20 protein-coding genes and 2 pseudogenes are annotated in these 23973 nt (G+C 36.3%); all 22 read left to right on the forward strand.

All coding sequences use genetic code 11. The features are described 5' to 3' along the window. Nucleotide 1 precedes the first annotated feature (1 nt). Complete coding sequence (locus ADJ83_RS06530) at nt 2-880, forward strand: MinD/ParA family protein (protein ID WP_031534522.1); 879 nt, start codon at nt 2-4, stop codon at nt 878-880. Nucleotides 881-892: 12 nt separating this feature from the next. Continuing rightward, a complete protein-coding gene (locus ADJ83_RS06535; protein ID WP_031534523.1) occupies nt 893-2002 on the forward strand; it encodes a protein-glutamate methylesterase/protein-glutamine glutaminase in 1110 nt (369 codons plus the stop codon). Between the two features lie 21 nt (nt 2003-2023). Continuing rightward, on the forward strand, nt 2024-4087 hold the full coding sequence (locus tag ADJ83_RS06540; RefSeq protein ID WP_031534524.1) for a chemotaxis protein CheA: 2064 nt from the start codon (nt 2024-2026) through the stop codon (nt 4085-4087). Nucleotides 4088-4266: 179 nt separating this feature from the next. Continuing rightward, nucleotides 4267-4743 (forward strand): chemotaxis protein CheW, encoded by a 477-nt coding sequence (locus ADJ83_RS06545; protein WP_035415917.1) that lies wholly within the window; start codon nt 4267-4269, stop codon nt 4741-4743. Nucleotides 4744-4745: 2 nt separating this feature from the next. Further along, nucleotides 4746-5384 carry a chemotaxis protein CheC gene (locus tag ADJ83_RS06550; protein ID WP_031534528.1) on the forward strand — a complete coding sequence of 213 codons (639 nt, stop codon included), beginning with the start codon at nt 4746-4748 and terminating at the stop codon, nt 5382-5384. Continuing rightward, entirely contained in the window at nt 5377-5874 is a 498-nt protein-coding gene (locus tag ADJ83_RS06555; RefSeq protein WP_081836533.1) for a chemotaxis protein CheD, read from the forward strand. Before ADJ83_RS06550 ends, ADJ83_RS06555 begins: the two co-directional genes overlap by 8 nt. 568 nt (nt 5875-6442) lie before the next feature. Continuing rightward, nucleotides 6443-6583 carry a hypothetical protein gene (locus ADJ83_RS25970; protein WP_204375760.1) on the forward strand — a complete coding sequence of 47 codons (141 nt, stop codon included), beginning with the start codon at nt 6443-6445 and terminating at the stop codon, nt 6581-6583. Nucleotides 6584-6596: 13 nt separating this feature from the next. Further along, the gene (locus ADJ83_RS06560) at nt 6597-7361 is read left to right on the forward strand and encodes a FliA/WhiG family RNA polymerase sigma factor (RefSeq protein ID WP_031534531.1); all 765 of its coding nucleotides are present in this window, start codon (nt 6597-6599) and stop codon (nt 7359-7361) included. Between the two features lie 18 nt (nt 7362-7379). Further along, nucleotides 7380-7688, forward strand: coding sequence for a hypothetical protein (locus ADJ83_RS06565; protein WP_031534533.1), 309 nt, complete (start codon nt 7380-7382; stop codon nt 7686-7688). Nucleotides 7689-7697: 9 nt separating this feature from the next. Beyond that, a complete protein-coding gene (locus ADJ83_RS06570; RefSeq protein ID WP_031534535.1) occupies nt 7698-8261 on the forward strand; it encodes a hypothetical protein in 564 nt (187 codons plus the stop codon). Between the two features lie 150 nt (nt 8262-8411). Next, entirely contained in the window at nt 8412-9113 is a 702-nt protein-coding gene (rpsB, locus tag ADJ83_RS06575; protein ID WP_031534537.1) for a 30S ribosomal protein S2, read from the forward strand. Nucleotides 9114-9310: 197 nt separating this feature from the next. Continuing rightward, on the forward strand, nt 9311-10195 hold the full coding sequence (gene tsf / locus ADJ83_RS06580; RefSeq protein WP_031534538.1) for a translation elongation factor Ts: 885 nt from the start codon (nt 9311-9313) through the stop codon (nt 10193-10195). Nucleotides 10196-10288: 93 nt separating this feature from the next. Next, complete coding sequence (gene pyrH / locus ADJ83_RS06585) at nt 10289-11023, forward strand: UMP kinase (RefSeq protein WP_031534539.1); 735 nt, start codon at nt 10289-10291, stop codon at nt 11021-11023. Beyond that, nucleotides 11016-11573, forward strand: a complete 558-nt coding sequence (frr, locus tag ADJ83_RS06590) for a ribosome recycling factor (RefSeq protein WP_031534542.1) — start codon at nt 11016-11018, stop codon at nt 11571-11573. Before pyrH ends, frr begins: the two co-directional genes overlap by 8 nt. Before the next feature lie 711 nt (nt 11574-12284). Next, nucleotides 12285-13061, forward strand: a complete 777-nt coding sequence (locus tag ADJ83_RS06595) for an isoprenyl transferase (RefSeq protein WP_031534544.1) — start codon at nt 12285-12287, stop codon at nt 13059-13061. A 17-nt stretch (nt 13062-13078) separates the two neighbouring features. Then, the gene (locus tag ADJ83_RS06600) at nt 13079-13861 is read left to right on the forward strand and encodes a phosphatidate cytidylyltransferase (protein WP_031534546.1); all 783 of its coding nucleotides are present in this window, start codon (nt 13079-13081) and stop codon (nt 13859-13861) included. A 38-nt stretch (nt 13862-13899) separates the two neighbouring features. Next, on the forward strand, nt 13900-15042 hold the full coding sequence (dxr, locus tag ADJ83_RS06605) for a 1-deoxy-D-xylulose-5-phosphate reductoisomerase (protein WP_031534547.1): 1143 nt from the start codon (nt 13900-13902) through the stop codon (nt 15040-15042). A gap of 15 nt (nt 15043-15057) precedes the next feature. Continuing rightward, nucleotides 15058-16323, forward strand: coding sequence for an RIP metalloprotease RseP (gene rseP / locus ADJ83_RS06610; RefSeq protein ID WP_031534548.1), 1266 nt, complete (start codon nt 15058-15060; stop codon nt 16321-16323). Between the two features lie 120 nt (nt 16324-16443). Further along, entirely contained in the window at nt 16444-18150 is a 1707-nt protein-coding gene (locus tag ADJ83_RS06615) for a proline--tRNA ligase (RefSeq protein WP_031534550.1), read from the forward strand. A gap of 156 nt (nt 18151-18306) precedes the next feature. After that, nucleotides 18307-21225, forward strand: a pseudogene (locus ADJ83_RS06620) (PolC-type DNA polymerase III); the annotation flags it as partial. A gap of 737 nt (nt 21226-21962) precedes the next feature. Continuing rightward, nucleotides 21963-22181: a hypothetical protein gene (locus tag ADJ83_RS06625; RefSeq protein ID WP_031534554.1), complete on the forward strand. Its 219-nt coding sequence runs from the start codon at nt 21963-21965 to the stop codon at nt 22179-22181. Nucleotides 22182-22360: 179 nt separating this feature from the next. Beyond that, nucleotides 22361-23764 (forward strand): annotated as a pseudogene (locus ADJ83_RS06630) (PolC-type DNA polymerase III); the annotation flags it as partial. Between the last annotated feature and the right edge of the window lie 209 nt (nt 23765-23973).

The following is a 23973-nucleotide window of genomic DNA, read 5'->3' on the forward strand; positions in this document are numbered from 1 at the left end:
GATGACAGATCAGGCTTCAATCTTAAGAAAAAAAATCGAGCAATTGAATACAAATCGTAAAAATCAGTCCAATCACAAAACATTAGCCATTATAAGTGGAAAAGGTGGGGTTGGGAAATCAAATTTTTCTCTTAATTTTGCCCTCACGTTACAAAAACGGGGCTACCGTACATTGTTAATTGACATGGATATAGGAATGGGCAATATTGATATTTTAATGGGAACCCAATCTCGTTTTACAATCGTTGATTTTTTTAGAAATAATATCGGCTTTGAGAATATTATTACAAAGGGGTTCGAGGGACTAGATTATATTGCAGGTGGTTCTGGACTTAGTGATTTTGTTAATATCGAGGAGGAGAAGCTTGAAAGTTTCTTTCAGCATTTTCATATGTTGTTAAGCCAATATGATTATATCCTCCTTGATATGGGAGCAGGAATCAGTACGGATTCCTTAAAATTCATATTATCTGTTGATGATTGTATTGTCATCACTACGCCGGAACCGACATCGATAACAGATGCTTATGCAGCGATGAAATTCATTCATACGAGGAACAATACACTTCCATTGTATCTTGTCGTTAATCGTACGATAACGAAAAAAGATGGAGTGGAGACACTCCAAAAGCTTCGTCAAGTAGTGAAACAATTTTTACATCGAGATCTTATTAACCTAGGCTATATTCCAGATGATACAAATGTTGCACAGGCTGTCAGAAAACAAATTCCTTTCGTCTTTTTTAATGAAAAATCAGAAGCATCTAAAGCTTTGCGTGAAATTGCCGATAGATATGGTAAACAACAGTTTACAGAATCTCATCTAGTTAATAGACACTCTTTTGTGTCAAAATTAAAAAGGTTTTTGTTTGAAAGGTAGTTGGGGATTAAAGTGGAGAAAATAAAGGTTCTCGTTATTGACGATTCTGCATTTATGCGGAAGCTAATTACTGATTTTCTTTCTGAAGACACGAGAATAACCGTTATTGGCACCGCTAGAAATGGCGAGGATGGCATTAAAAAAGTCAAGGAATTAGCTCCTGATGTGGTAACTCTTGATGTTGAGATGCCAGTATTAGATGGACTAAGTGCTTTAAAGAGAATGATGGCAGAGCATCCTGTACCAGTTCTAATGCTTTCAAGTATAACGAAGGCGGGAGCGGAAAGTACCATTCAGGCAATGCAGGCAGGTGCAATTGATTTTATTACAAAGCCATCTGGTTCTATTTCTCTAGATTTATATAAAGTAAAGCAGGAATTAATAGAAAAAATAATTTTGGCAAGCAATGTAAAGCGAAAAACATTAATAAATCTCTCTAATGAAGGAAAAAAGACTATTCCTTCACAATCTTCTTATAGTAAAATGGAACCAAGCGAAGAAAAAGAGAAAGTAGTACAAAAGATAGGTTTTTCAGATAAATGGATGAAACCTATGAAAAAAGTAGTGGTTATTGGAACATCGACAGGTGGTCCAAGAGCGTTGCAAAAAGTTTTAACTAGTTTACCAAGTGATATAGAAGCACCGATTTTAGTCGTTCAGCATATGCCAGCAGGATTTACCCGTTCGCTTGCAAATCGCCTTAATACGTTATCGGCGATTACAGTAAAGGAGGCCGAACATGGCGAAATTATCCGTAATGGTGTTGCCTATATCGCGCCAGGTGGTTTGCATTTAAAGGTAAAGACAGCTGGAGGTCATACAGCCATTGTGTTGGACGAAGCAGCACCTCTAAACGGTCATCGGCCATCAGTAGATGTAATGTTTGAGTCTGTTAGCGAATTGAAAGCCTATGCAAAAATTGCAGTTATTATGACTGGTATGGGTTCTGATGGTACAGAGGGTTTAAAGAAATTAGCAAGACAAGGCTATCTAAAGGCTATCGCTGAGTCGCAAGAAACATGTATAGTTTTTGGAATGCCTAAAACAGCTATTGCCACGAATTATATAGATGATATTCAAAAGGTAGATCAAATTGCGGAAACTATTATGAAATATGTATAACGTCAAGGGATGTGAAGCAAGGTGGAAATGAGTCAGTATTTAGAAGTTTTTATTGAAGAGAGTAAAGAACATTTACAAGCATGTAATGAACATCTATTAGAATTGGAAAAGGATCCTGAGAATTTACAAATAGTAAATGAGATTTTCCGTGCAGCCCATACTTTAAAAGGGATGTCGGCGACAATGGGGTATGAGGACTTAGCAAGCTTAACCCATCAAATGGAAAATGTGCTTGATGCAATCAGAAATAAGAAGATTGTTTTTTCTCCAGAAATATTGGATGTCATTTTCTTAGCTGTCGATGATCTTGATGCGATGGTAGAATCAATTGCTAGTGGTGGAGACGGAAAGAGAAATGTAGAGGAAGTTGTTGAAAAGCTTGTTCAAATCGAAAAAGGTGAACCGATAAATCAACTTAAGAAAGCGGAGGTTGAGGTTGCCGCTACTACTATAGAAAAAGCTCCAGCAAGAGAAAATCATTATGATCAATTTGAAACGACCGTATTACAACAATCAGCAGATCAAGGTTTTTTTACTTATGAAATTAATATTACATTGAAAAGCGACTGTTTATTAAAAGCTGCAAGAGTATATATGATTTTTGAAGCTTTAGAATCATTAGGAGAAGTTGTTAAATCGGTGCCAGCTGTAGATGAGCTAGAGGAAGAAAAGTTTGATTATGACTTTATGGTAACTCTTATATCAAAAGAAGCAGCTAATAAAATAGAAACATCTATCATGAAAGTTTCAGAAGTAGAAAAGGTAGAAGTAAGAGAGTTTTTTGCAACTAGTATATCAGGTAAGCAAGCAGACCAATCTACAACTGAAATGAATGTGGTGGAGGAAGGGCAGGAAGAAAAGAAAAATACTCCTGTTGCAGAAAATGATGCTCCTGCAGAAAATAAGCAGCCAGAGAAACAAACGGCGACTAAAATTTCGAATAAGACCATTCGTGTTAATATTGAGCGTTTAGATATTTTGATGAATCTTTTTGAGGAGCTTGTTATAGACAGAGGAAGATTAGAGCAAATATCTTCTAATCTCAAAGATCAAGAGCTGCATGAAACCGTGGAGAGAATGTCAAGAGTAACAGGAGACCTGCAAAATATTATTTTGAATATGCGAATGGTTCCTGTTGAAACCGTGTTTAATCGTTTTCCAAGAATGGTAAGACAGCTTGCTCGTGATTTAAATAAGAAAATTGACTTGCAAATCATTGGTGCTGAAACAGAACTCGATCGTACGGTTATTGACGAAATTGGCGATCCGTTAGTTCATTTAATCCGCAATGCGCTTGATCATGGAGTGGAAACACCAGAGGTTAGAAGAGCAAATAATAAACATGAAGAAGGGACAGTCGTTCTTCGTGCATATCATAGCGGGAACCATGTTTTTATTGAGCTCGAAGATGATGGAGCAGGGATAAATAAAGAGAAAGTTCTTTCTAAAGCTATTAATAAAGGCATTGTTTCAAAAGAAATAGCTAAGACATTAACGGATTCGCAAATTGCTGAACTTATTTTTGCATCTGGGTTTTCTACCGCAGACCAAATCTCAGATATTTCGGGACGTGGCGTAGGACTTGATGTTGTAAAAAATACAATAGAATCTTTAGGTGGTTCCATCACAATCGAATCAGAAGAAGGAAAAGGATCGCTATTCTCTATTCAATTACCATTAACCCTATCGATTATTTCTGTAATGCTAGTAGAAATTCAAGCTGAAAAGTATGCCATTCCATTGTCATCGATTATTGAGACAGCCATTGTTTATAAAAAGGATGTAATGCATGCCCATAATCAGACAGTCATTGATTTCCGAGGTAAAGTGGTTCCATTATTATTCTTAAAAGATATTTTTGATGTTCCATCAACAAAAGCGGAAAGTGAATATTATTCAGTTGTTATCGTAAGAAAAGGAGAAAAACTCGCAGGTCTTGTTGTGGATGGATTTATCGGACAGCAAGAAGTTGTATTAAAGTCATTAGGTGCTTACCTTTCAAGTGCATATGCAATATCTGGGGCAACCATTTTGGGTGATGGACAAGTAGCACTAATAATGGATTGTAATGCATTAATTAAATAATTCTCTTATAAAAGATGTATGTCTATGTAGCAAACATAATACCCATTAATATGGCAAACACATCAAATGGTGGAAATGTTAATGCATGCTATAAAATGACATAAAGCATCACTTAGGTGATGATAAAGACTCTTTGGCTTTAGTATGTAGATAAGGTTAATTGGAGAGGGATGAAAAAGATGAGTGATGCAGTTTCAACAGACGAAAAATTAATAATATTTGAATTGAAAGGAAAGGAATATGCTATTTCTGTCAATGAAGTCATGTCCATTGAAAAGAATATGCATATTACTAGAATTCCAAATATCGCTCCTTTTGTTAAAGGTGTGATTAATTTAAGAGGAGTAGTAACGCCGATTATTGATTTACGGCTTCGGTTTAATTTGGAAGAAATTCCTTACACAGAAAGTACAAGAATCATCATTATTATGTTAGAAGATATGGAAGTAGGCATTATTGTTGATTCAGCCAATGATGTTGTAGATGTAGATACTGCTTTATATGAGCCAGCTCCAGAAACCATTAATGGGGATGAGGTTGATTATATTAAAGGGGTAGTCAAGCTTGATAAACGTTTACTAATTCTTGTAGATTTAGAAAAAGTGTTTGACCGCACTATTTTAAGAAATTATTCTACTACTAAAAGTGATGAATAAGCATGGGTTATATAAATGATATTGATTCAATGAAGCTTGATGTATTAAGAGAAATTGGTAATATTGGGGCAGGACACGCTGCAACCTCTTTGTCAAAGCTCCTTAATAAAAAGATTGATATGAAGGTGCCTGATGTTCAAATTGTAACATTTGATGAAATGATGGAAATGGCTGGAGGGGCAGATAATATTGTTGCAGGAGTTTTCTTAAGAATAGAGGGCGATGTTCCTGGAAGTATGTTCTTTATTCTTCCTATCGAGCAGGCAACTAAATTTGTCCAGGATATGATTGGAGATACTTCTGTTAACTTTGCACTGCCATATGATGAGTTATCTATTTCAGCATTACAGGAATTGGGAAATATTTTATCTGGTTCCTATTTATCTTCCTTATCCGATTTCACGCAGCTATCCTTATATCCATCTGTTCCAGCGCTTGCCATTGACATGGTTGGCGCGATTGTTACATATGGATTAGTCGAACATTCACAAGTAAGCGATTATGCAATTGTCATCAATACAGAATTGAATGGAGAAGATATTAAGCTTTCTGATACTGTAAATGGACATTTCTTTTTATTGCCTGATCCAGACTCTTTTAGCACATTATTTCAGTCATTAGGAGTGAAAGATGGTGACTGAACAGACTACAGTGATAAAAGTTGGAATTGCTGATATGAATGTGGTACATCCTCCTAACACGATTCGAACCTCAGGACTCGGATCCTGTGTAGGAATTGTATTATATAGTCCAATGAAATCTATTGCTGGATTAGCACATATCATGCTGCCAGAAGCGTCTATTTCAAAATCTGGAACTATAAATAAGGCTAAATTTGCAGATACAGCGATTATTGAATTAGTGGAACGTTTAGAAGGGTTAGGGGTAAAAAGACATTCCTTATTAGCCAAAATTGCTGGCGGAGCGCAAATGTTTCAGTTTAATGGAACAAGCGATGTTATGAGAATAGGTCCTAGAAATGTAGAAGCAGTGAAAAATACATTGGAAGCATTAAGGATTAAAATAGTTAGTGAAGATGTAGGGGGGAATAGCGGAAGAACAATTGAATTTTCCCCAGCTACCCATCAATTAACGATTCGTACGGTGAACAAAGGAATACATATTATCTAAGTTGGACGAAAGTAGTTTGTTTAATGAACCGAATAGGAGTGAAGAATAAGACTGTCTCTCGTTAAAAAGAATTCCTATTCTATAGGTTATTCTTTGTTAAGAGCTAGTCTTTTTTTGCTGCTTTTTTATTGAATAAATACTATAGCAGTTTAACTGGAATGCTCCCATCGAGATTCTGTGAACATATTGTGGCCGAAAAGAAAACTTCTTATTTTTGAAGCAAATTTATAATAAGTCTTTATACCTATTTTTTGTAGCGGTATTAGAAAGGATAGATAAAAAATCATGTCTTCTGCTAAAATCAATAGTGAAATATATACATAAAAAGGGACGAAGTATCTTAATTATAATTCTTATTTTTTTGCTGAATGGATAGGAATGTAAAGGATAAAAATAAAAAGCACGAAAATGAAAAAATGGGACGACCTATTCTCTGTTCCTACTCCTAAACATAAGTAAGACTCTCACTTCTTGCTTTTTATAATTCAAAAGATAACAGGGAGACGAACCGTCCTTACATGTCCGAGGATTCAGCTGACCATTAGTGGGAGAAGGGGAAAGCCTGCTGATGAGTGTTCATTTTAGTGAATGGCTTTATAAATGTAGTTTTCTTGTAGAAAAAGGAAAGGAAAGAATGAAAGTCTCTTTCTCCTTTACGATTATAGACAGAAAAGATTTAGTGCGAATGTTAATGTTCACTGTTTTTTAGAGGAGGGTATTTAATGGCCAATGAGTCAACAACAGAAGAAAAGCAAGCATGGGAATTGTGGATTAGTTCGAGAGATCAAGAAGCAGGCAACCAGTTAATAAAGAAGTATATGCCTTTAGTTAGTTTTCATGTGCAAAGAATATCCATAGGATTACCGAAAAGTGTGTCGCGAGACGAATTAACGAGCCTCGGGATGATGGGTTTATATGATGCTTTACAACGATTTGATCCAAATAGAGACTTAAAGTTTGATACATATGCATCTTTTCGGATTAGAGGAAGTATTATTGATGGCCTTCGGAAGGAAGACTGGTTATCAAGGGGGACAAGGGAAAAGTCAAAGAAGATTGAAGCCGCAATTGAAAAACTGGAACAAAAATTAATGAGAAATATCACTGCACAGGAAGTTGCTGATGAATTAGGCACAAGTGTTGAAGAAGTGTATAGTACGATGAATGAACACTTTTTTGCCAACGTGCTATCTATTGATGAGCAGCTAAATGAGGGGGAGGAGAAAGAGGCACAAAGTTTTTCAATCCGAGATGATAAAACCATTATTCCAGAAGAAAAAGTTATCAAGGATGAATTAGTGCAAGAAATGGCAGAAAAAATTCAGGAGCTAAATGAGAAAGAACAGCTTGTTATTAGTTTGTTTTATAAAGAGGAATTAACGTTAACGGAAATTGGACAAGTAATGAATTTATCCACTTCAAGAATATCGCAGATACATTCAAAAGCTATCTTTAAATTAAGGCATTCTTTAGAAAAAGTAATCTAATGAAATGGGTGAAGGCATATGAGTTTGAAGGCAATAGAAATGCAAGTTGCTCTACCAAGAACTTATGATGCAGGAAAGCTTCAAGAACAACAAGATCAGAAACATCAGCAAATGTATTCTTTCGCTGCCAAAGAAGCTGGAAAAGAAGAGGAAAGAAAAAGAATAACGGTCATAAAGGGAGAAGGAAAGGGAAAAGTCAATTCTAATAAAAAGGGAGATAAACACCTTCACGAACAAACAAGGAGTGAAGAAAAGAAGGAGTTTAACGAAATAGAGAATACCACGATACACCCATATAAGGGACAAAGTATCGACTTTAGTGGATAGAGGGATAAAATGGTTAACTTTTTACTTTTTTTAAGCATTACATTAAATTTAATCGCTATACTTAGTATTGTCATTTTATATCTTAGACAAAATCGGTTTGTCGACATAGAAAAAGAACAGAAAAAGAATATAGAGGAAATGGAAGAAATAATTTCTACCTTTATATCGGAAATTAAAGAGGATAATGAACAGTTTATCGAAAAGCTTTATTCATTCCAACCTAAAGTAATACAACAGGAGAAGCGAGAGGAAAAAGAGATGGATGATGCGACAAACGTTGACTTTAAGCCGAAAGAGTTGAAAGGGAATAAAGCCATGTTAAATGTATATAAAAATACCTCTCCTTCTCCGTCTGAACGAGAAAATAATAAAGAAGATAGACTAGAGAAGGAAGATATGGAAGAGCTGTTGAACTTAATCCTTCCGCCAGAGAAAGAAAAGAAGGAAAAGTCTATTGCTGAATTAGCCTCTGAGATGCAAGCAGAAGGAAAAAGCATTGAGGAAATAGCGAAAACATTAAATAAAGGGAAGACAGAAATGGAGCTACTCCTTAAATTTAGACAAAATTCGTAAATATACTTGATTGTATGTAGTACATATGCTATATTAACAAATGGTGTTAATACACACGCTTTTGGATTTAATCATTGGTGCTGTATTATTTACAGTTTTGATTAAAAATGAAAAAAGCGGAGGAAATCAAAACCATTAGGAGGAAAAAACATGTCAGTTATTTCAATGAAACAATTACTTGAAGCTGGTGTACATTTCGGTCACCAAACTCGCCGTTGGAACCCAAAAATGAAAAAATATATTTTCACAGAGCGTAACGGCATTTACATCATCGACCTTCAAAAAACAGTTAAAAAGGTTGAAGAAGCTTATAACTATGTGAAAGAATTAGCTGGAAACGGCGGTACAGTTCTTTTCGTTGGTACGAAAAAGCAAGCACAAGATTCAGTTAAAGAGGAAGCTATCCGTTCTGGTCAATACTATGTAAACCAACGCTGGTTAGGTGGAACTTTAACTAACTTTGAAACGATTCAAAAGCGTATTGCTCGTCTTAAAGATATCGAAAGAATGTCTGAAGATGGCACTTTTGAAGTACTTCCTAAAAAAGAAGTAGTTCAATTAAACAAAGAGCTTGAGCGTTTAGAAAAATTCCTAGGCGGAATTAAAGATATGAAGAAGATTCCTGACTGCTTATTCATCGTAGATCCACGTAAAGAACGTATTGCAGTTGCAGAAGCTCATAAATTAAATATTCCAATCGTTGGTATTGTTGATACTAACTGTGATCCAGACGAAATTGATGTTGTTATTCCTGCGAATGATGATGCAATCCGTGCTGTTAAATTATTAACTGCAAAAATGGCAGATGCAATTCTTGAAGCTAAACAAGGCGAAGAAGTAACTTCTGCTTAATAGAACCGCATGACTTGTTACGAATGAGTTTAGGATCAATTTGATTGAACTTAATGGATAATAAGTATTTGTTTAGGGACTTGTGGAAAAGGTGATAAAGAGCATCCCTCTTATCACCTTTTTTTCAAGCATCCTGCTTAAAAGTGAAATAAAATGGTAAAAAAAATAATACATAAACCTTAAGGAGGCAAATTACTATGGCTGTTACAGCTCAAATGGTAAAAGAACTACGTGAAAAAACTGGTGCTGGAATGATGGATTGTAAAAAAGCACTTACTGAAACGAATGGAGATTTAGATAAAGCGATTGACTTCTTACGTGAAAAAGGTATTGCAAGTGCTGCTAAGAAAGCAGACCGTGTAGCTGCTGAAGGTTCAACTTATATCGCTGTAGAAGGTAATGAAGCAGTTATTCTTGAAGTAAACTCTGAAACTGATTTCGTTGCGAAAAACGAAGGTTTTCAAAACTTAGTAAACGAACTTGCTACACATTTATTAGCAACTAAACCTGCAACTGTAGAAGAAGCACATGCTTCAAACATTACGGAAGGTACAACAGTTGAATCACATATCAATGCAGCAATCGCTAAAATCGGTGAAAAATTATCTCTACGTCGTTTTGAAATCAAAACAAAAACAGATAATGATTCATTTGGTGCTTATCTTCACATGGGCGGACGCATTGGTGTTCTAACTGTATTAGAAGGAACTACTGATGATTCTGCTGCTAAAGATGTTGCGATGCACATTGCTGCATTAAATCCTAAATATGTATCTCGTGACCAAGTTTCTCAAGAAGAAGTGGCACATGAGAAAGAAGTATTAACACAACAAGCGCTTAACGAAGGAAAACCAGCTAAAATCGTTGAGAAAATGGTTGAAGGCCGCTTAAGCAAATATTTTGAAGATGTATGTGCACTTGATCAAACATTTGTTAAAAACCCTGACCAAAAGGTTCGTCAATTTGTAGAATCTAAAGGTGCTACTTTACGTGAATTCGTTCGTTACGAAGTGGGAGAAGGAATCGAAAAACGTGAAGATAACTTCGCTGAAGAAGTTATGAACCAAGTAAATAAGAAATAATAATAAATAAATGATTGATTAATTCATGTTATCATAGGGGGCACCACGGTGTTCCCTATTTTTCAAGATATTTCAAATATAGCGGAGGTTTCCATGAGTAGTAATCCAAAATATAAACGTGTTGTTCTGAAATTAAGTGGTGAAGCATTAGCTGGTGAAGCTGGATTTGGTATCAATCCAAGTGTAATCAAAAACGTAGCACAGCAAGTGAAGGAAGTTGCAGATCTTGGTGTAGAAGCGGCTGTAGTTGTTGGCGGTGGAAATATTTGGCGCGGTAAAATCGGGGAAGAAATGGGAATGGACCGAGCGAACGCTGATTATATGGGAATGCTTGCTACTGTTATGAATTCATTGGCACTTCAAGATAGTTTAGAGCAAATGGGCATTGAAACACGTGTACAATCTTCAATTGAAATGAGACAGGTAGCGGAGCCTTATATTAGAAGACGTGCCATTCGACATCTTGAGAAGAAACGTGTTGTGATTTTTGCTGCAGGAACTGGAAACCCTTATTTCTCAACAGATACAACAGCTGCCCTAAGAGCTGCTGAAATAGAGGCAGACGTTATTTTAATGGCAAAAAATAATGTGGACGGTGTATATTCAGCAGATCCGAAAGTAGATAAAACTGCAACGAAATTTGAAGAACTTACTTATTTTGATGTGATTAAAGACGGTCTTGCAGTAATGGATTCAACTGCTTCATCATTATGTATGGATAATGACATTCCGTTAATCGTGTTCTCTATCATGGAAGACGGCAATATTAAGAGAGCGGTAATGGGTGAGACAATTGGAACAATCGTGAGGGGGAAAAATAATGCCTAAACAAGTTATTGCAAATACAAAGGAAAAAATGAATAAAGCGATTCAAAGCTATTCACGTGAGCTTGCAAGTATTCGTGCAGGTAGAGCTAATGCTTCCTTATTAGATCGAATTACAGTAGATTATTATGGTGCACCAACACCAATCAATCAAATTGCTGGTATTAGTGTTCCAGAAGCTAGGTTGCTTGTAATTCAACCGTATGATAAAACGATTCTTGGAGATATTGAAAAAGCAATTCTTAAATCTGATATTGGATTAAATCCTTCAAACGATGGAAGTGTTATCCGTCTTTCTATTCCAATGCTTACAGAAGAGCGTCGTAAGGAATTAGTAAAGAACGTGAAAAAAGAGTCCGAAGAAGCGAAAATTGCTATTCGTAATATCCGCCGAGACGGTAATGATGATCTAAAGAAATTAGAAAAAAACGGCGAAATCACAGAAGATGCACTACGCGGCTTTAATGAAGATATCCAAAAATTAACGGATGAATTCATTAGTAAAGTTGATGCGTTAACAAAAGAAAAAGAAAAAGAAATTTTAGAAGTATAACACTGCAAGGTACTAAGGTGTATTCTAATGAGAATTCTTTAGTTGATTCTTACAGCAATGGACACTAAACTTCTGCGGGAAGAGAGGGAAGTGGAAAAATCCCTGCAAGCTATAAGCCAAGGAGGCGCTCCTCCCATTTCTCTCCAAAAAAGCAAGTGTGTCTGGAGCGGAAATCAACGAGATTTGTTTATATGTTGATGAAACCCTCTACTATATAGGGGGTTTTTTTCTTCATCAAATTCATGTCTTTCTTTTCTAAAATTACTTTTTGTCTATTTAAGAGTAAGTTGTTTAAAGCAGATAAGAGAGGGAATAACTTCCTCCAGCTAGCAAGAATAGTGTTAAGTGATTACGTATAAATAAATCAATTTGAAAAGGATCAAAATTGTCCAAAATATTAATTTTTGTCCAAAAATAGCCAAAACTAGCTAGTTTTTTAATTCTTAGTTGCTTAAGCTGACTATTTTCCTATAATATAGAAAGGGAACTTATTGTGTTATCTTACTAGGGGATATGATAGGTTTATGGACACGAAGAATTTAATAGAAAAGTCGATCCTTGTATTATGCAATATCGTTATTATGATGATTATCTTAAAGCTAGTTGTTTAGTAGAGAATATAAACAGATACAGTTTAAATCATATACTGTATACATATAATCACTGTTAATAGTAAGATACGAAAGGGATCTATTTTGGAGGAGCTATTTTATGTTTAACAAAATAAGGTTATGGAAAAAGAAACCAATTTCTTCTAATTTCCAAGACCGCATATCTGCATTAAAAATGCGAAATATTCCAGAGCATGTTGCGATTATCATGGATGGTAATGGGCGATGGGCGAAAAAAAGAAAATTGCCGAGAATTGCTGGACATCATGAAGGAATGAAATGCGTTAAGCGGATTACAACCATCGCAAATGATCTTGGAATTAAAGTGTTAACTCTATATGCCTTTTCTACAGAAAATTGGAAAAGGCCAAAATCGGAAGTGGATTATATACTGTCCCTTCCAGAACAATTTCTTGGTACATTTTTGCCGGAATTAATAGAGAAAAATGTTCGTGTAACAGCGATTGGCTATACAGAGGGATTGCCTGAGTCTACACTTAATGCCTTAAATCGTGCTGTGGAACAAACAAAGCATAATACTGGTCTTCAATTAAACTTTGCCTTGAATTATGGTTCTCGAGCCGAAATCATAGACGCTGTTAAAGGTGTTGTAAAAGATAGTCAATCGGGGAAAATAGAGATAGACAACTTATCAGAAGAAATGTTTGCCTCTTATTTAATGACAGAAGAGATAATAGAGCCTGATTTATTAATTCGTACAAGTGGGGAAATAAGAATAAGTAATTTTATGCTATGGCAAATAGCTTATTCGGAACTTTATTTTACAGAAGTCTTATGGCCAGATTTTAGTGGCCAACATTTAATAGAAGCAATCGAAGAATTTCAAAACAGACAACGCCGTTTTGGCGGTGTCTGAAGAGAGTTGGTTTAGAGATGAAGCAAAGAATAATTACAGCAATTATTGCAATAGCCGTATTTTTGCCGTTCGTTTTAATCGGAAAGCTACCACTGGTACTTTTCACTTTTCTACTAGTCGGAATCGGCATATTTGAAATGTTTCGGATGAGAAAAATACCGTTTCTTTCTATTCCGGGAATTATTTCTTTAGTTACTGTATGGTTGATGGTACTACCTAACCATTATTTAAATATCACAAAAGTTGAAATAGGATTAATCGCTGTTTTATTGTATTTAACGTATATGGTTTTTTCTAAAAATAAATTTACATTTGATGATGTCGCATTTTCGATATTGGCTGTTATTTACATAGGAACTGGATTTCATTTCTTTATTGAAATTAGAGAAACACAATTAGCGTATCTTATTTATTCGTTATTTATTATTTGGGCAACAGACTCTGGGGCTTACTTTATAGGCAGAGCTATTGGAAAGCGAAAATTATGGCCAGAAATCAGTCCAAATAAAACAGTCGAAGGATTTGTTGGAGGGATTATCAGTGCTTTAGTGGTAGGGGTTCTATTTAGTGTGTTTGGCTACATAGAATGGTCTATAGGCTTTGCTTTTACTACCATTATCTTATCCATTTTTGGACAAATTGGGGATTTAACAGAATCAGCTTTAAAGCGCCATTATGATGTGAAGGATTCTGGTAGATTATTACCAGGACACGGTGGGATTCTGGATAGGTTTGATAGCCTTATCTTTGTCTGGCCACTGCTTTATTTTATCTTTGAACGATTTCTTGATTTAATTTAAAATAAAAGGTAGGAAATAATGGGTGTAGGAGTGAGGTAGTGAAGTATATTAGTTTGCTTGGGGCGACTGGATCGATTGGAACACAAACGTTGGATGTTATTAAAAATCATCCTGATATGTTTCAATTAGTTGCCTTTTCATCAGGAAGAAATTTAGAACTTACAAAAAAGATTATCGAAGAATTCAGACCATCACTTGTTTCCGTTTCAGAAAAAAGCGATTATGAGCAATTAAAACAAATTTTTCCGACCATTCATTTAAGCTATGGAATGGAAGGTCTAACGGAAGTAGCTGTCTTTGATAAAGCAGATATACTAGTTAATGCAGTAATTGGTAGTGTTGGGCTACATCCAACCTTACAAGCAATCGAAGCAAAAAAGGTTATAGCGATCGCAAATAAGGAGACATTAGTAACAGCAGGGCATATTGTGATGGAAGCTGCTGCAAAATATAATGTACCTATTTTACCAGTTGATAGTGAGCATTCGGCTATTTTTCAATGTTTACAAGGGGAAAATCAAAAGAATATTGAGCGCCTAATCATTACAGCCTCGGGTGGGAGCTTCCGAGATTTAAGCAGAACAGATTTAGAACAAGTGACAGTAGAAGATGCTTTGAATCATCCGAACTGGTCAATGGGTGCAAAAATTACGATAGATTCTGCAACAATGATGAATAAAGGATTGGAAGTAATTGAAGCACACTGGTTATTTGGGCTTCCGTATGAGAAAATAGATGTATTATTACATAAAGAAAGTATCATCCATTCGATGGTAGAATTTCATGATAGTAGTGTGATTGCTCAATTAGGGACACCAGATATGCGAATACCAATCCAATACGCCCTTTCCTATCCAGAGCGCCTTTCTGTTGCGAATGGGAAACGATTAGATTTGGCTACAATAGGAAAATTGCATTTTCAAGAAATGGATATGGAGAGATTTAAATGTCTTCATTTTGCTTATGAGGCAGGAAAAGCAGGCGGCACATTGCCAACCGTTTTAAATGCAGCAAATGAAGTGGCGGTTCAAAAGTTCTTAAATAACGAAATTAGCTTTCTGCAAATTGAAGACTTAATCGAAAAAGCACTAAATAGTCATCAGAATATACTAAACCCTAGTCTTGAAGTGATCCAAGAGGTTGACTTAGAAACAAGAAAAAGAGTAAGCACACTTCTATAAAAAGGTGGTTAAATTTTGTATACAGTTATAGCTTTTATCATCATTTTTGGTGCGTTAGTATTTTTTCACGAATTAGGGCATTTCGTTTTAGCTAAGCGTGCAGGTATTTTATGCCGTGAATTTGCAATTGGAATGGGACCTAAAGTTCTTTCCTTAAAAAAAGGAGAAACCGTATATACGATTCGTCTTCTACCAATTGGTGGCTATGTCCGTATGGCAGGGGAAGATCCAGAAATGGTCGATATTAAACCTGGCCATCGAATCGGTTTAATCCTAAATGAAAAGGAAGAAGTAACCAAAATCATTATTAATAATAAAGAGAAGTATCCAAATGCACGTGTTATTAATGTTGAGGATGCTGATTTAGAACATAAGCTCTTCATTAAAGGCTATGTTGAGGATGACTTGGAGGAAAAACTGCTTGTTTTTCCTATTAAAAAAGACGCGGTCTTCGTTGAGAATGGTGTTGAAACACAGATTGCGCCATATGACCGTCAGTTTGCAAGTAAGTCATTAGGACAACGAACGCTTGCTATTTTTGCAGGTCCTGCCATGAACTTTGTACTAGCTTTCCTTATTTTTATCGTTATCGCTCTATTACAAGGGATTCCTTCGAATGAAGCTAAGCTTGGTAAGCTAACAGATGATGGGGTAGCAATTAGTGCTGGGTTACACGAAGGTGATAATGTAATAAGTATTGATGGCCAGTCGGTTGGATCATGGAAAGAAGTTGTTTCTATCATTCAAAAGAGTCCAGGGGAAAATTTAGAATTTCTTATTGATCGTAATGGACAAGAAATGACGATTGATGTTACACCGAAGGAAACAGAAGTAGATGGGAAAACAATTGGGCTTGTTGGTGTATACAGCCCAATGGAAAAATCCCCATTAAAATCTATTCAATATGGAGCAACACAAACCTATACATGGACGAAAGATATTATTGGAGCAGTTGGAAAACTAGTAACAGGCCAATTTTCGATTGATGCATTAGGTGGTCCTGTAGCTATTTATCAATCAACAGATACTGTTGCTCAATCAGGCGTCTATTCCTTAATGAATTGGGCGGCTGTCTTAAGCATTAACTTAGGAATTATGAATCTACTTCCATTACCTGCATTGGATGGTGGACGCCTATTATTCTTTGCAATCGAAGCAGTTCGCGGTAAACCAATTGACCGACAAAAAGAAGGGTTGGTCCATTTTATTGGATTTGCTTTACTCATGCTGTTGATGATCGTTGTCACTTGGAATGATATCCAACGATTTTTTATACAGTAGGATACTTTTCATTCCCCTTTTATAAGGGGAATGTTGTTTTGTGGAGAAAAAATCAATCTAATCTATAGCTTTCTTCACAATAATAACAAACACATAAAAATATTAGAGGTGCAAACATAGATGAAGCAAAGTAAAATGTTAATACCAACATTAAGAGAAGTACCAGCAGATGCTGATATTAAAAGCCATCAGTTATTATTAAGAGCAGGATATATTAGACAAAATGCAAGTGGTATCTATTCCTATTTGCCACTAGCAAATAAAGTAATAAAGAAAATTGAACAAATTATTCGCGAAGAAATGGATGCTGCAGGAGGAGTAGAACTTTTGATGCCTGCCTTGCAACAAGCCGAATTATGGCAGGAATCAGGCAGATGGTTTACTTATGGACCAGAATTGATGCGTCTTAAAGACCGCAATAGTCGTGAATTTGCATTAGGTGCAACCCATGAAGAAGTCATCACAAGCTTAGTTCGTGACGAAGTAAAATCGTATAAACGTCTGCCGCTTACCCTTTATCAAATCCAAACGAAATTCAGAGATGAGAAAAGACCACGTTTTGGAATCTTGCGCGGCAGAGAGTTTATTATGAAGGATGCATACAGCTTCCATTCTTCCCATGAAAGCTTAGGGGAAGTTTATGATGCGATTTTCAAAGCATATTGCAATATTTTCGAGCGTTGCGGCTTAAATTATCGTGCAGTTATCGCAGACAGTGGTGCAATGGGCGGGAAGGATACCCATGAATTCATGGTATTATCTGATGTAGGAGAAGATACTATTGCGTATTCTACGGAATCTAATTATGCTGCAAATATTGAAATGGCTCCTGTTATTAATTCCTACGAAAAAATGAACGAGCCTGCAAAAGAACTAGAAAAAGTAGAAACGAAAGAGCAGAAATCAATTGAAGAAGTTTCTTCTTTCTTAAATGTAGCAGCAGAAAAATGCATTAAATCTCTTTTATTTAAAGTAGATGAAAAGTTTGTTCTAGTATTAGTTCGTGGAGACCATGAAGTAAATGATATAAAAGTGAAAAACTTATTAGAAGCAAATAGTGTAGAATTAGCAGATCATGCAGATACGGAAGCTGTTTTAGGAAGCAAGATTGGTTCATTAGGTCCAATTAATGTAAAAGATGTAGAAGTAATTGCCGATCATGCTGTGAAAGCAATTGTTAATGGTGTTTGTGGGGCAAATGAAGAGCATTTCCACTATGTGAATGTGAATCCTGAACGTGATTTTGCGGTTGATCAATATGCAGACATCCGTTTCATTCAAGAAGGGGACCTTTCACCAGACGGAAAAGGCACAATTACTTTTGCAAAAGGGATTGAAGTAGGACATGTCTTTAAGCTTGGTACTCGATATAGCGAAGCAATGGGTGCAACATATTTAGATGAAAATGGCAGAAGCCAGGCGCTTATTATGGGCTGCTATGGAATTGGTGTATCTAGAACGATGGCAGCAATTGTAGAGCAATTTAATGATGACAGAGGAATTGTATGGCCAAATACTATAGCTCCATTCGATGTTCATTTAATCACTGTCAATACAAAAGACGAAGCACAAAATGAATTAACAGATAAATTATATGCATCATTAAAAGCAAATCGTTTTGATGTATTAGTCGATGACCGCGCTGAGCGTGCTGGTGTGAAATTTGCTGACTCTGATTTAATTGGTTTACCAATTCGAATAACAGTTGGGAAAAAAGCATCTGAAGGAATCGTAGAAGTGAAAGTGAGAAGTACAGGAGAAATGCTAGAAGTTCATGAAAGCGAGCTTGCAGCTACCATTCTTCGCTTAACACAAGTAGAAGGATAATTGAAAAAAGATAAAAAGAAAAAGATTTAGCCAATTGCTAAATCTTTTTCTTTTTGTGTATTCGATTGTATGCTAAACTGCATTAAGTAAAAGAACAGATTTTCTGTGCTATAATTATTTTTATAGAATTTAGTAAGATTGGAAGGAGCGACATAAATGAGTGATATACAGGGGAAAGTAGATCGTTTCCAGATTTTGTTGCAGCAATTGCAATTCACAGACGATCAATATATTTCCCATTTTCGCAACGCCAGCATTGAAAAAATTGTTGTCGAAAAGCGATCCAAGAAATGGCATTTTCATTTTTTGTTTGACGATATCATTCCATTTCAAGTCTATCAATTATTTACTGCAAAGTTAAGAAGTAGCTTTTCTCATATTGCTACTATTACGTATGATATTCGAGTAAGAAATGGAATCGTCACAGATGTATTAATTCGTGACTATTGGTCTGCATGTATAGAGGAAATGCAAGGAATCTCTCCACCGCTTTTAAAATTATTAAATGAGCAAGTGCCTCAATTTAATGGAAATAAGCTAACCATTCAAGTGAGAAATGAAATGGAAGGTTTAGCGATTAAACGAAAATATGCTAACTTGATTACCGATGCCTATCAATATTTTGGTTTTCCTGCAATGAGTTTAGATACAGAAATTGTACAGGAAAAATCGAATTCAGAGTATGAACAATTTTTACTAGCGAAGCAAAAAGAGGACGAGGAAAGAGGAAAGCAAGCATTATTAGACATTCAGAAGATGGAAGCTGAAAAAGAAGCCGGCGATTCTCCAATACCTAGTGGTCCATTAACAATTGGATTAACGATTAAGGATGATAGTGACTATCGCCGTATGGAAGAGATAGTGGATGAAGAAAGACGTGTGACGGTCCAAGGCTATGTCTTTTTTGCTGAAACAAAAGAGCTTCGTAGTGGACGGACACTTCTAACCTTTAAAATTACAGATTACACAAGTTCTATTCTCGTAAAAATGTTCTCTCGTGATAAAGAAGATGCAGCACTTTTCCAATTAGTCAAAAAGGGTATGTGGCTCAGAGCACGTGGAAGTATTCAAAATGATACCTTCGTTCGTGATTTAGTGATGATTGGAAATGATTTAAATGAAATAAAGGCTGTTGAACGGAAAGATACAGCAAAAGAGGATGAAAAGAGAGTAGAATTGCATCTTCATACTCCAATGAGTCAAATGGATGCAGTTTCATCTGTTGCTACACTTGTTGGGCAAGCGAAAAAATGGGGGCACAAAGCGATAGCTATCACAGACCACGCTGTTGCGCAATCATTCCCAGAAGCGTTTGGAGCTGGAAAGAAAAACGATGTCAAAATTCTTTACGGAGTAGAGATGAATCTAGTGGACGATGGTGTACCGATTGCCTATAATCCAAAGGATATCGTGCTAGATGATGCCACGTATGTGGTATTTGACGTTGAGACAACAGGACTTTCAGCCGTATATAACACGATTATTGAGCTTGCAGCAGTGAAGATTCATAATGGGGAAATCATTGATCGATTTGAGTCATTTGCAAATCCGCATCATCGCCTTTCTGCGACAACGATAAATTTAACCGGTATTACTGATGATATGGTAGAAAGTGCACCTGAAATTGATATTGTCTTACGTAAGTTTGCAGAGTGGACAGGCGATAGTATTTTGGTTGCCCATAATGCTTCGTTTGACGTTGGGTTTTTAAATGTCGGTTACCAGAAAGCGGGATTGCCAAAATCGACAAATGCGGTCATTGATACATTGGAATTAGGTAGATTCTTATATCCGGAAATGAAAAATCACCGGTTGAATACATTAGCGAAGAAATTTGATATTGAATTAACCCAGCATCACCGCGCGATATATGATGCAGAGGCGACGGGGTATCTTGCGTTGAAAATGCTGAAGGATGCTTCTGAAAAGGGAATTCTTAATCATAATCAATTAAATGATAATATGGGGCAGGGAAATGCATACCAAAGAGCTCGTCCTTATCACTGTACCGTCCTTGCACAAACCGAGGTTGGCTTAAAAAATCTATTTAAGCTCGTATCAATTGCCCATATTAATTACTTCTATCGTGTTCCCCGTATTCCGAGATCTGTGTTGGAAAAATATAGAGAAGGTTTGCTAGTAGGCTCAGCCTGCGATAAAGGGGAAGTCTTTGAAGCGATGATGCAAAAGGCTCCTGAAGAAGTAGAAGATATTGCCCCATTTTATGATTATTTAGAGGTAATGCCAAAAGAGGTTTATGCTCATTTAATCGAAATGGAGCTAGTGCAAGATGAAAAAGCATTAGAAGAAATAATCGGTAATATCGTAAAGCTAGGCGATAAATTAGACATACCTGTTGTCGCAACGGGAAATGTTCATTATCAAAATCCAAATGATAAGATTTATCGAGAAATTTTGGTTGGATCACAAGGTGGAGCGAATCCACTGAATCGCCATAAGCTTCCAGATGTACATTTTAGAACAACGAATGAAATGTTAGACTGTTTCACCTTCCTCGGCAAAGAAAAGGCAAAGGAAATAGTCGTCACAAATACAAATAAAATCGCTGATATGATTGATGTCATTAAACCAATCAAGGATGATCTTTATACACCAAAAATTGAAGGCTCTGAAGAAGAAATGCGGGAAATGAGCTATGGAATGGCAAGACGGATTTATGGGGATGAACTTCCTGAAATCGTAGAAGCCCGTTTGGAAAAAGAACTGAAGAGTATTATTGGTCATGGATTTGCCGTTATTTATTTGATTTCTCATAAACTCGTGAAAAAATCATTAGATGATGGATATTTAGTAGGTTCCCGTGGATCTGTTGGTTCTTCTTTTGTCGCCACGATGACAGAAATAACCGAGGTAAACCCACTTCCTCCTCATTATATTTGCGCAGAATGTAAATATTCGGAGTTCTTTAATGATGGTTCTGTTGGTTCTGGATTTGACTTGCCGGATAAAAATTGTCCTAACTGTGGGGCGCGGTTGAAGAAAGATGGTCATGATATTCCGTTTGAAACGTTCCTTGGATTTAAAGGGGATAAGGTACCTGATATTGATTTGAGTGCGCCACGTTATCAATTGAAAAGATTGGTCACTAGCTTTTGCTAGGAGAACTGTTAACTCAAAGTGTGGAATGATAGGGTAACGCCTTGAAACACACTCACTGAATCTGCGGCAAGCGAAGGAAATAATGTAAATAGTTAAACTCGTTTGAAGCCCGCTAAAGTCGGCTGAAGTTTACCCTAACACATAATGGTGAGGCAAGACCCTAATAGAGTTGTAAACGATAGGCCGGGTGTCTACAAAACTTCTATGGTTAGTATGGATAGAGTTATCTGGACGAATCCTCGACTGACTCTTCGTGAATGTCACTAAGTAGAAATGCTTAGGGGTCCTAATAGGACTTTCTAGTGTGGATGAGTAAACGTTAGGTTATGAAAATCCATATAGCTTTATAGGAGCTATCAAGCTAGACGGAGTTTAGAGGAAACCTACGGAAGTATGTATAGATAGAGTTAACGGAACGTGGGAAGCTTCGGAGACTTGAGGTGATTACACACCGATTGAAAGTCGTTCTTCAAAAAGCTCAGCTTGAGTATAATGAAGATTTGTCGAAGTGGCAGTAAAGCCGTAGTACCGATTGTAGGAACTGCTGATGACGACCAAATATACTGAATAGGTCCGAGGGAAAAACAGTTCTGAGGGAAGGGCTTGAGTAGTCTTTTACGATACAAATCCTACACAAGTCAGTATTCTTGTATGACTAAATAGAAACGAAAGCCTTTCTTGGAGGTGATTAGTTGGCTGACTTAATGGTTCAAAAGCTAAGAAATAACGAATATTTCAATGTTCAAGACACATTTGACCATTTGTATGCTGAAAGTAAAAATGGAAGGTATTTTAATAAGCTGTACGATTTAATCATCTCAGAAGAAAATATTCTTCTCGCTTTCCAAAACTTGAAAAGGAACACTGGAAACAGAACAACTGGTCAAACTATTATCATGTCAATACACTAGACGCCAAAGCATTAAAGAAACTCAATGCACTACGCAAGGTAGTAGGATTCCGAGCGGTAGTGATCTAATTATCGTAAATATAAAGACGATAGAGCGCCGTATGACACCGAAAGGGTCACGTACGGTGTGGGGCAGGGGAAAAGCTAGAGATGACATCAAAGGCTTACCTATTGCCATATTTTTCCGGTGAATATCAGCCAATCGCCCATAACTATACAAAAGTACTGTTTGGTGATGAGTATGTATACCGTGCAGGAACAATAGGTACTGTAGCTGATAAAACAGCATATGGTTATGTTAAGGCATATCAAAACGATAATAATTTGCAAATTCGCGGTGCGGAAATTGACCGATTAGCATCTGGCTGTACGGGTGTTAAGCGAACAACTGGACAGCATCCAGGGGGAATCATTGTTATTCCGGATTATATGGATGTTTATGACTTTACGCCGATTCAATTTCCAGCAGATGATCGAAATTCCGAATGGAAAACAACCCATTTTGATTTCCATTCTATCCATGATAATGTACTGAAGCTTGATATTCTAGGACATGATGATCCGACTGTTATCAGAATGCTTCAAGATTTAAGTGGGATTGACCCTAAGACAATTCCGACAGATGATCCAGAAGTAATGAAAATATTCAGTGGTACGGAGTCACTTGGGGTAACCCCAGAACAAATTTATTGTAAAACAGGTACATTTGGTATCCCTGAGTTTGGAACAAAATTTGTTCGACAAATGCTAGAAGATACAAAGCCGACAACGTTTTCTGAGTTAGTACAGATATCTGGTCTATCTCACGGTACAGATGTTTGGCTAGGCAATGCCCAAGAACTTATTCATAATAATATTTGTAACTTAAGTGAAGTAATAGGATGTCGTGATGACATTATGGTTTATCTAATCTATCAAGGACTGGATCCAAGTTTCGCTTTCAAAATCATGGAAAGTGTGCGTAAAGGGAAAGGTCTATCAGATGAGATGGAAGAAGAAATGAGAAAGAACGAAGTACCAGAATGGTATATTGATTCTTGCAAAAAGATAAAATATATGTTCCCGAAGGCGCATGCCGCTGCTTACGTATTAATGGCAGTAAGGATTGCTTATTTCAAAGTGCATCATGCATTGCTTTATTACGCTGCATATTTCACTGTTCGTGCCGATGATTTTGATGTTGATGCAATGGTGAAAGGCTCCCATAGTATTAAAGCAGTAATAGATGATATAAGTGCAAAAGGGTTAGACGCATCAACGAAAGAGAAGAACTTATTAACTGTAATGGAGCTAGCCTTTGAAATGGTAGAAAGGGGCTATTCCTTTAAAAAGGTTGATTTATATAAATCTAGTGCTACTGAATTTATTATTGAAGGTAATTCTCTTATTCCACCATTCAATAGTATCCCAGGATTGGGAACAAATGCTGCAATAAATATTGTGGAAGCTAGAAAAAATGGGGAGTTTTTATCAAAAGAGGATTTACAGCAACGGGGAAAAGTTTCTAAAACCATTATGCAATATCTTGACAATCACGGTTGCTTGGCAGATATGCCAGACCAAAATCAGCTTTCCTTATTCTAATAGATTTTTTAGAAGTCGGAAGAAACGTTGTAATAACGGACTTTCATTTGCATAAATGAAGCGGTTATGGTATAGTTTAATTGGAAATACTAAGGATAACTTTCGCGAATGGAGAGTGGGGCAACCCACTCTTTCCTGTTTGTATTAGGGTTTTTTCCTAAAATCAGAAGTGAATGGTATCACACTAATTTGAGAATTGAGCAACAAGT

Origin of the sequence: Bacillus sp. 522_BSPC, assembly GCF_001076885.1 — a bacterium.
GTDB lineage: Bacteria > Bacillota > Bacilli > Bacillales > Cytobacillaceae > Niallia > Niallia hominis.

Coding starts and splice junctions, on each gene's coding strand:
- ADJ83_RS06530 (WP_031534522.1), top strand. CDS start 2: ATGACAGATCAGGCTTCAATCTTAAGAAAAAAAATCGAGCAATTGAAT.
- ADJ83_RS06545 (WP_035415917.1), top strand. CDS start 4,267: ATGAGTGATGCAGTTTCAACAGACGAAAAATTAATAATATTTGAATTG.
- ADJ83_RS06550 (WP_031534528.1), top strand. CDS start 4,746: ATGGGTTATATAAATGATATTGATTCAATGAAGCTTGATGTATTAAGA.
- ADJ83_RS25970 (WP_204375760.1), top strand. CDS start 6,443: ATGAGTGTTCATTTTAGTGAATGGCTTTATAAATGTAGTTTTCTTGTA.
- ADJ83_RS06560 (WP_031534531.1), top strand. CDS start 6,597: ATGGCCAATGAGTCAACAACAGAAGAAAAGCAAGCATGGGAATTGTGG.
- ADJ83_RS06565 (WP_031534533.1), top strand. CDS start 7,380: ATGAGTTTGAAGGCAATAGAAATGCAAGTTGCTCTACCAAGAACTTAT.
- ADJ83_RS06570 (WP_031534535.1), top strand. CDS start 7,698: ATGGTTAACTTTTTACTTTTTTTAAGCATTACATTAAATTTAATCGCT.
- rpsB (WP_031534537.1), top strand. CDS start 8,412: ATGTCAGTTATTTCAATGAAACAATTACTTGAAGCTGGTGTACATTTC.
- tsf (WP_031534538.1), top strand. CDS start 9,311: ATGGCTGTTACAGCTCAAATGGTAAAAGAACTACGTGAAAAAACTGGT.
- pyrH (WP_031534539.1), top strand. CDS start 10,289: ATGAGTAGTAATCCAAAATATAAACGTGTTGTTCTGAAATTAAGTGGT.
- frr (WP_031534542.1), top strand. CDS start 11,016: ATGCCTAAACAAGTTATTGCAAATACAAAGGAAAAAATGAATAAAGCG.
- ADJ83_RS06595 (WP_031534544.1), top strand. CDS start 12,285: ATGTTTAACAAAATAAGGTTATGGAAAAAGAAACCAATTTCTTCTAAT.
- ADJ83_RS06600 (WP_031534546.1), top strand. CDS start 13,079: ATGAAGCAAAGAATAATTACAGCAATTATTGCAATAGCCGTATTTTTG.
- ADJ83_RS06615 (WP_031534550.1), top strand. CDS start 16,444: ATGAAGCAAAGTAAAATGTTAATACCAACATTAAGAGAAGTACCAGCA.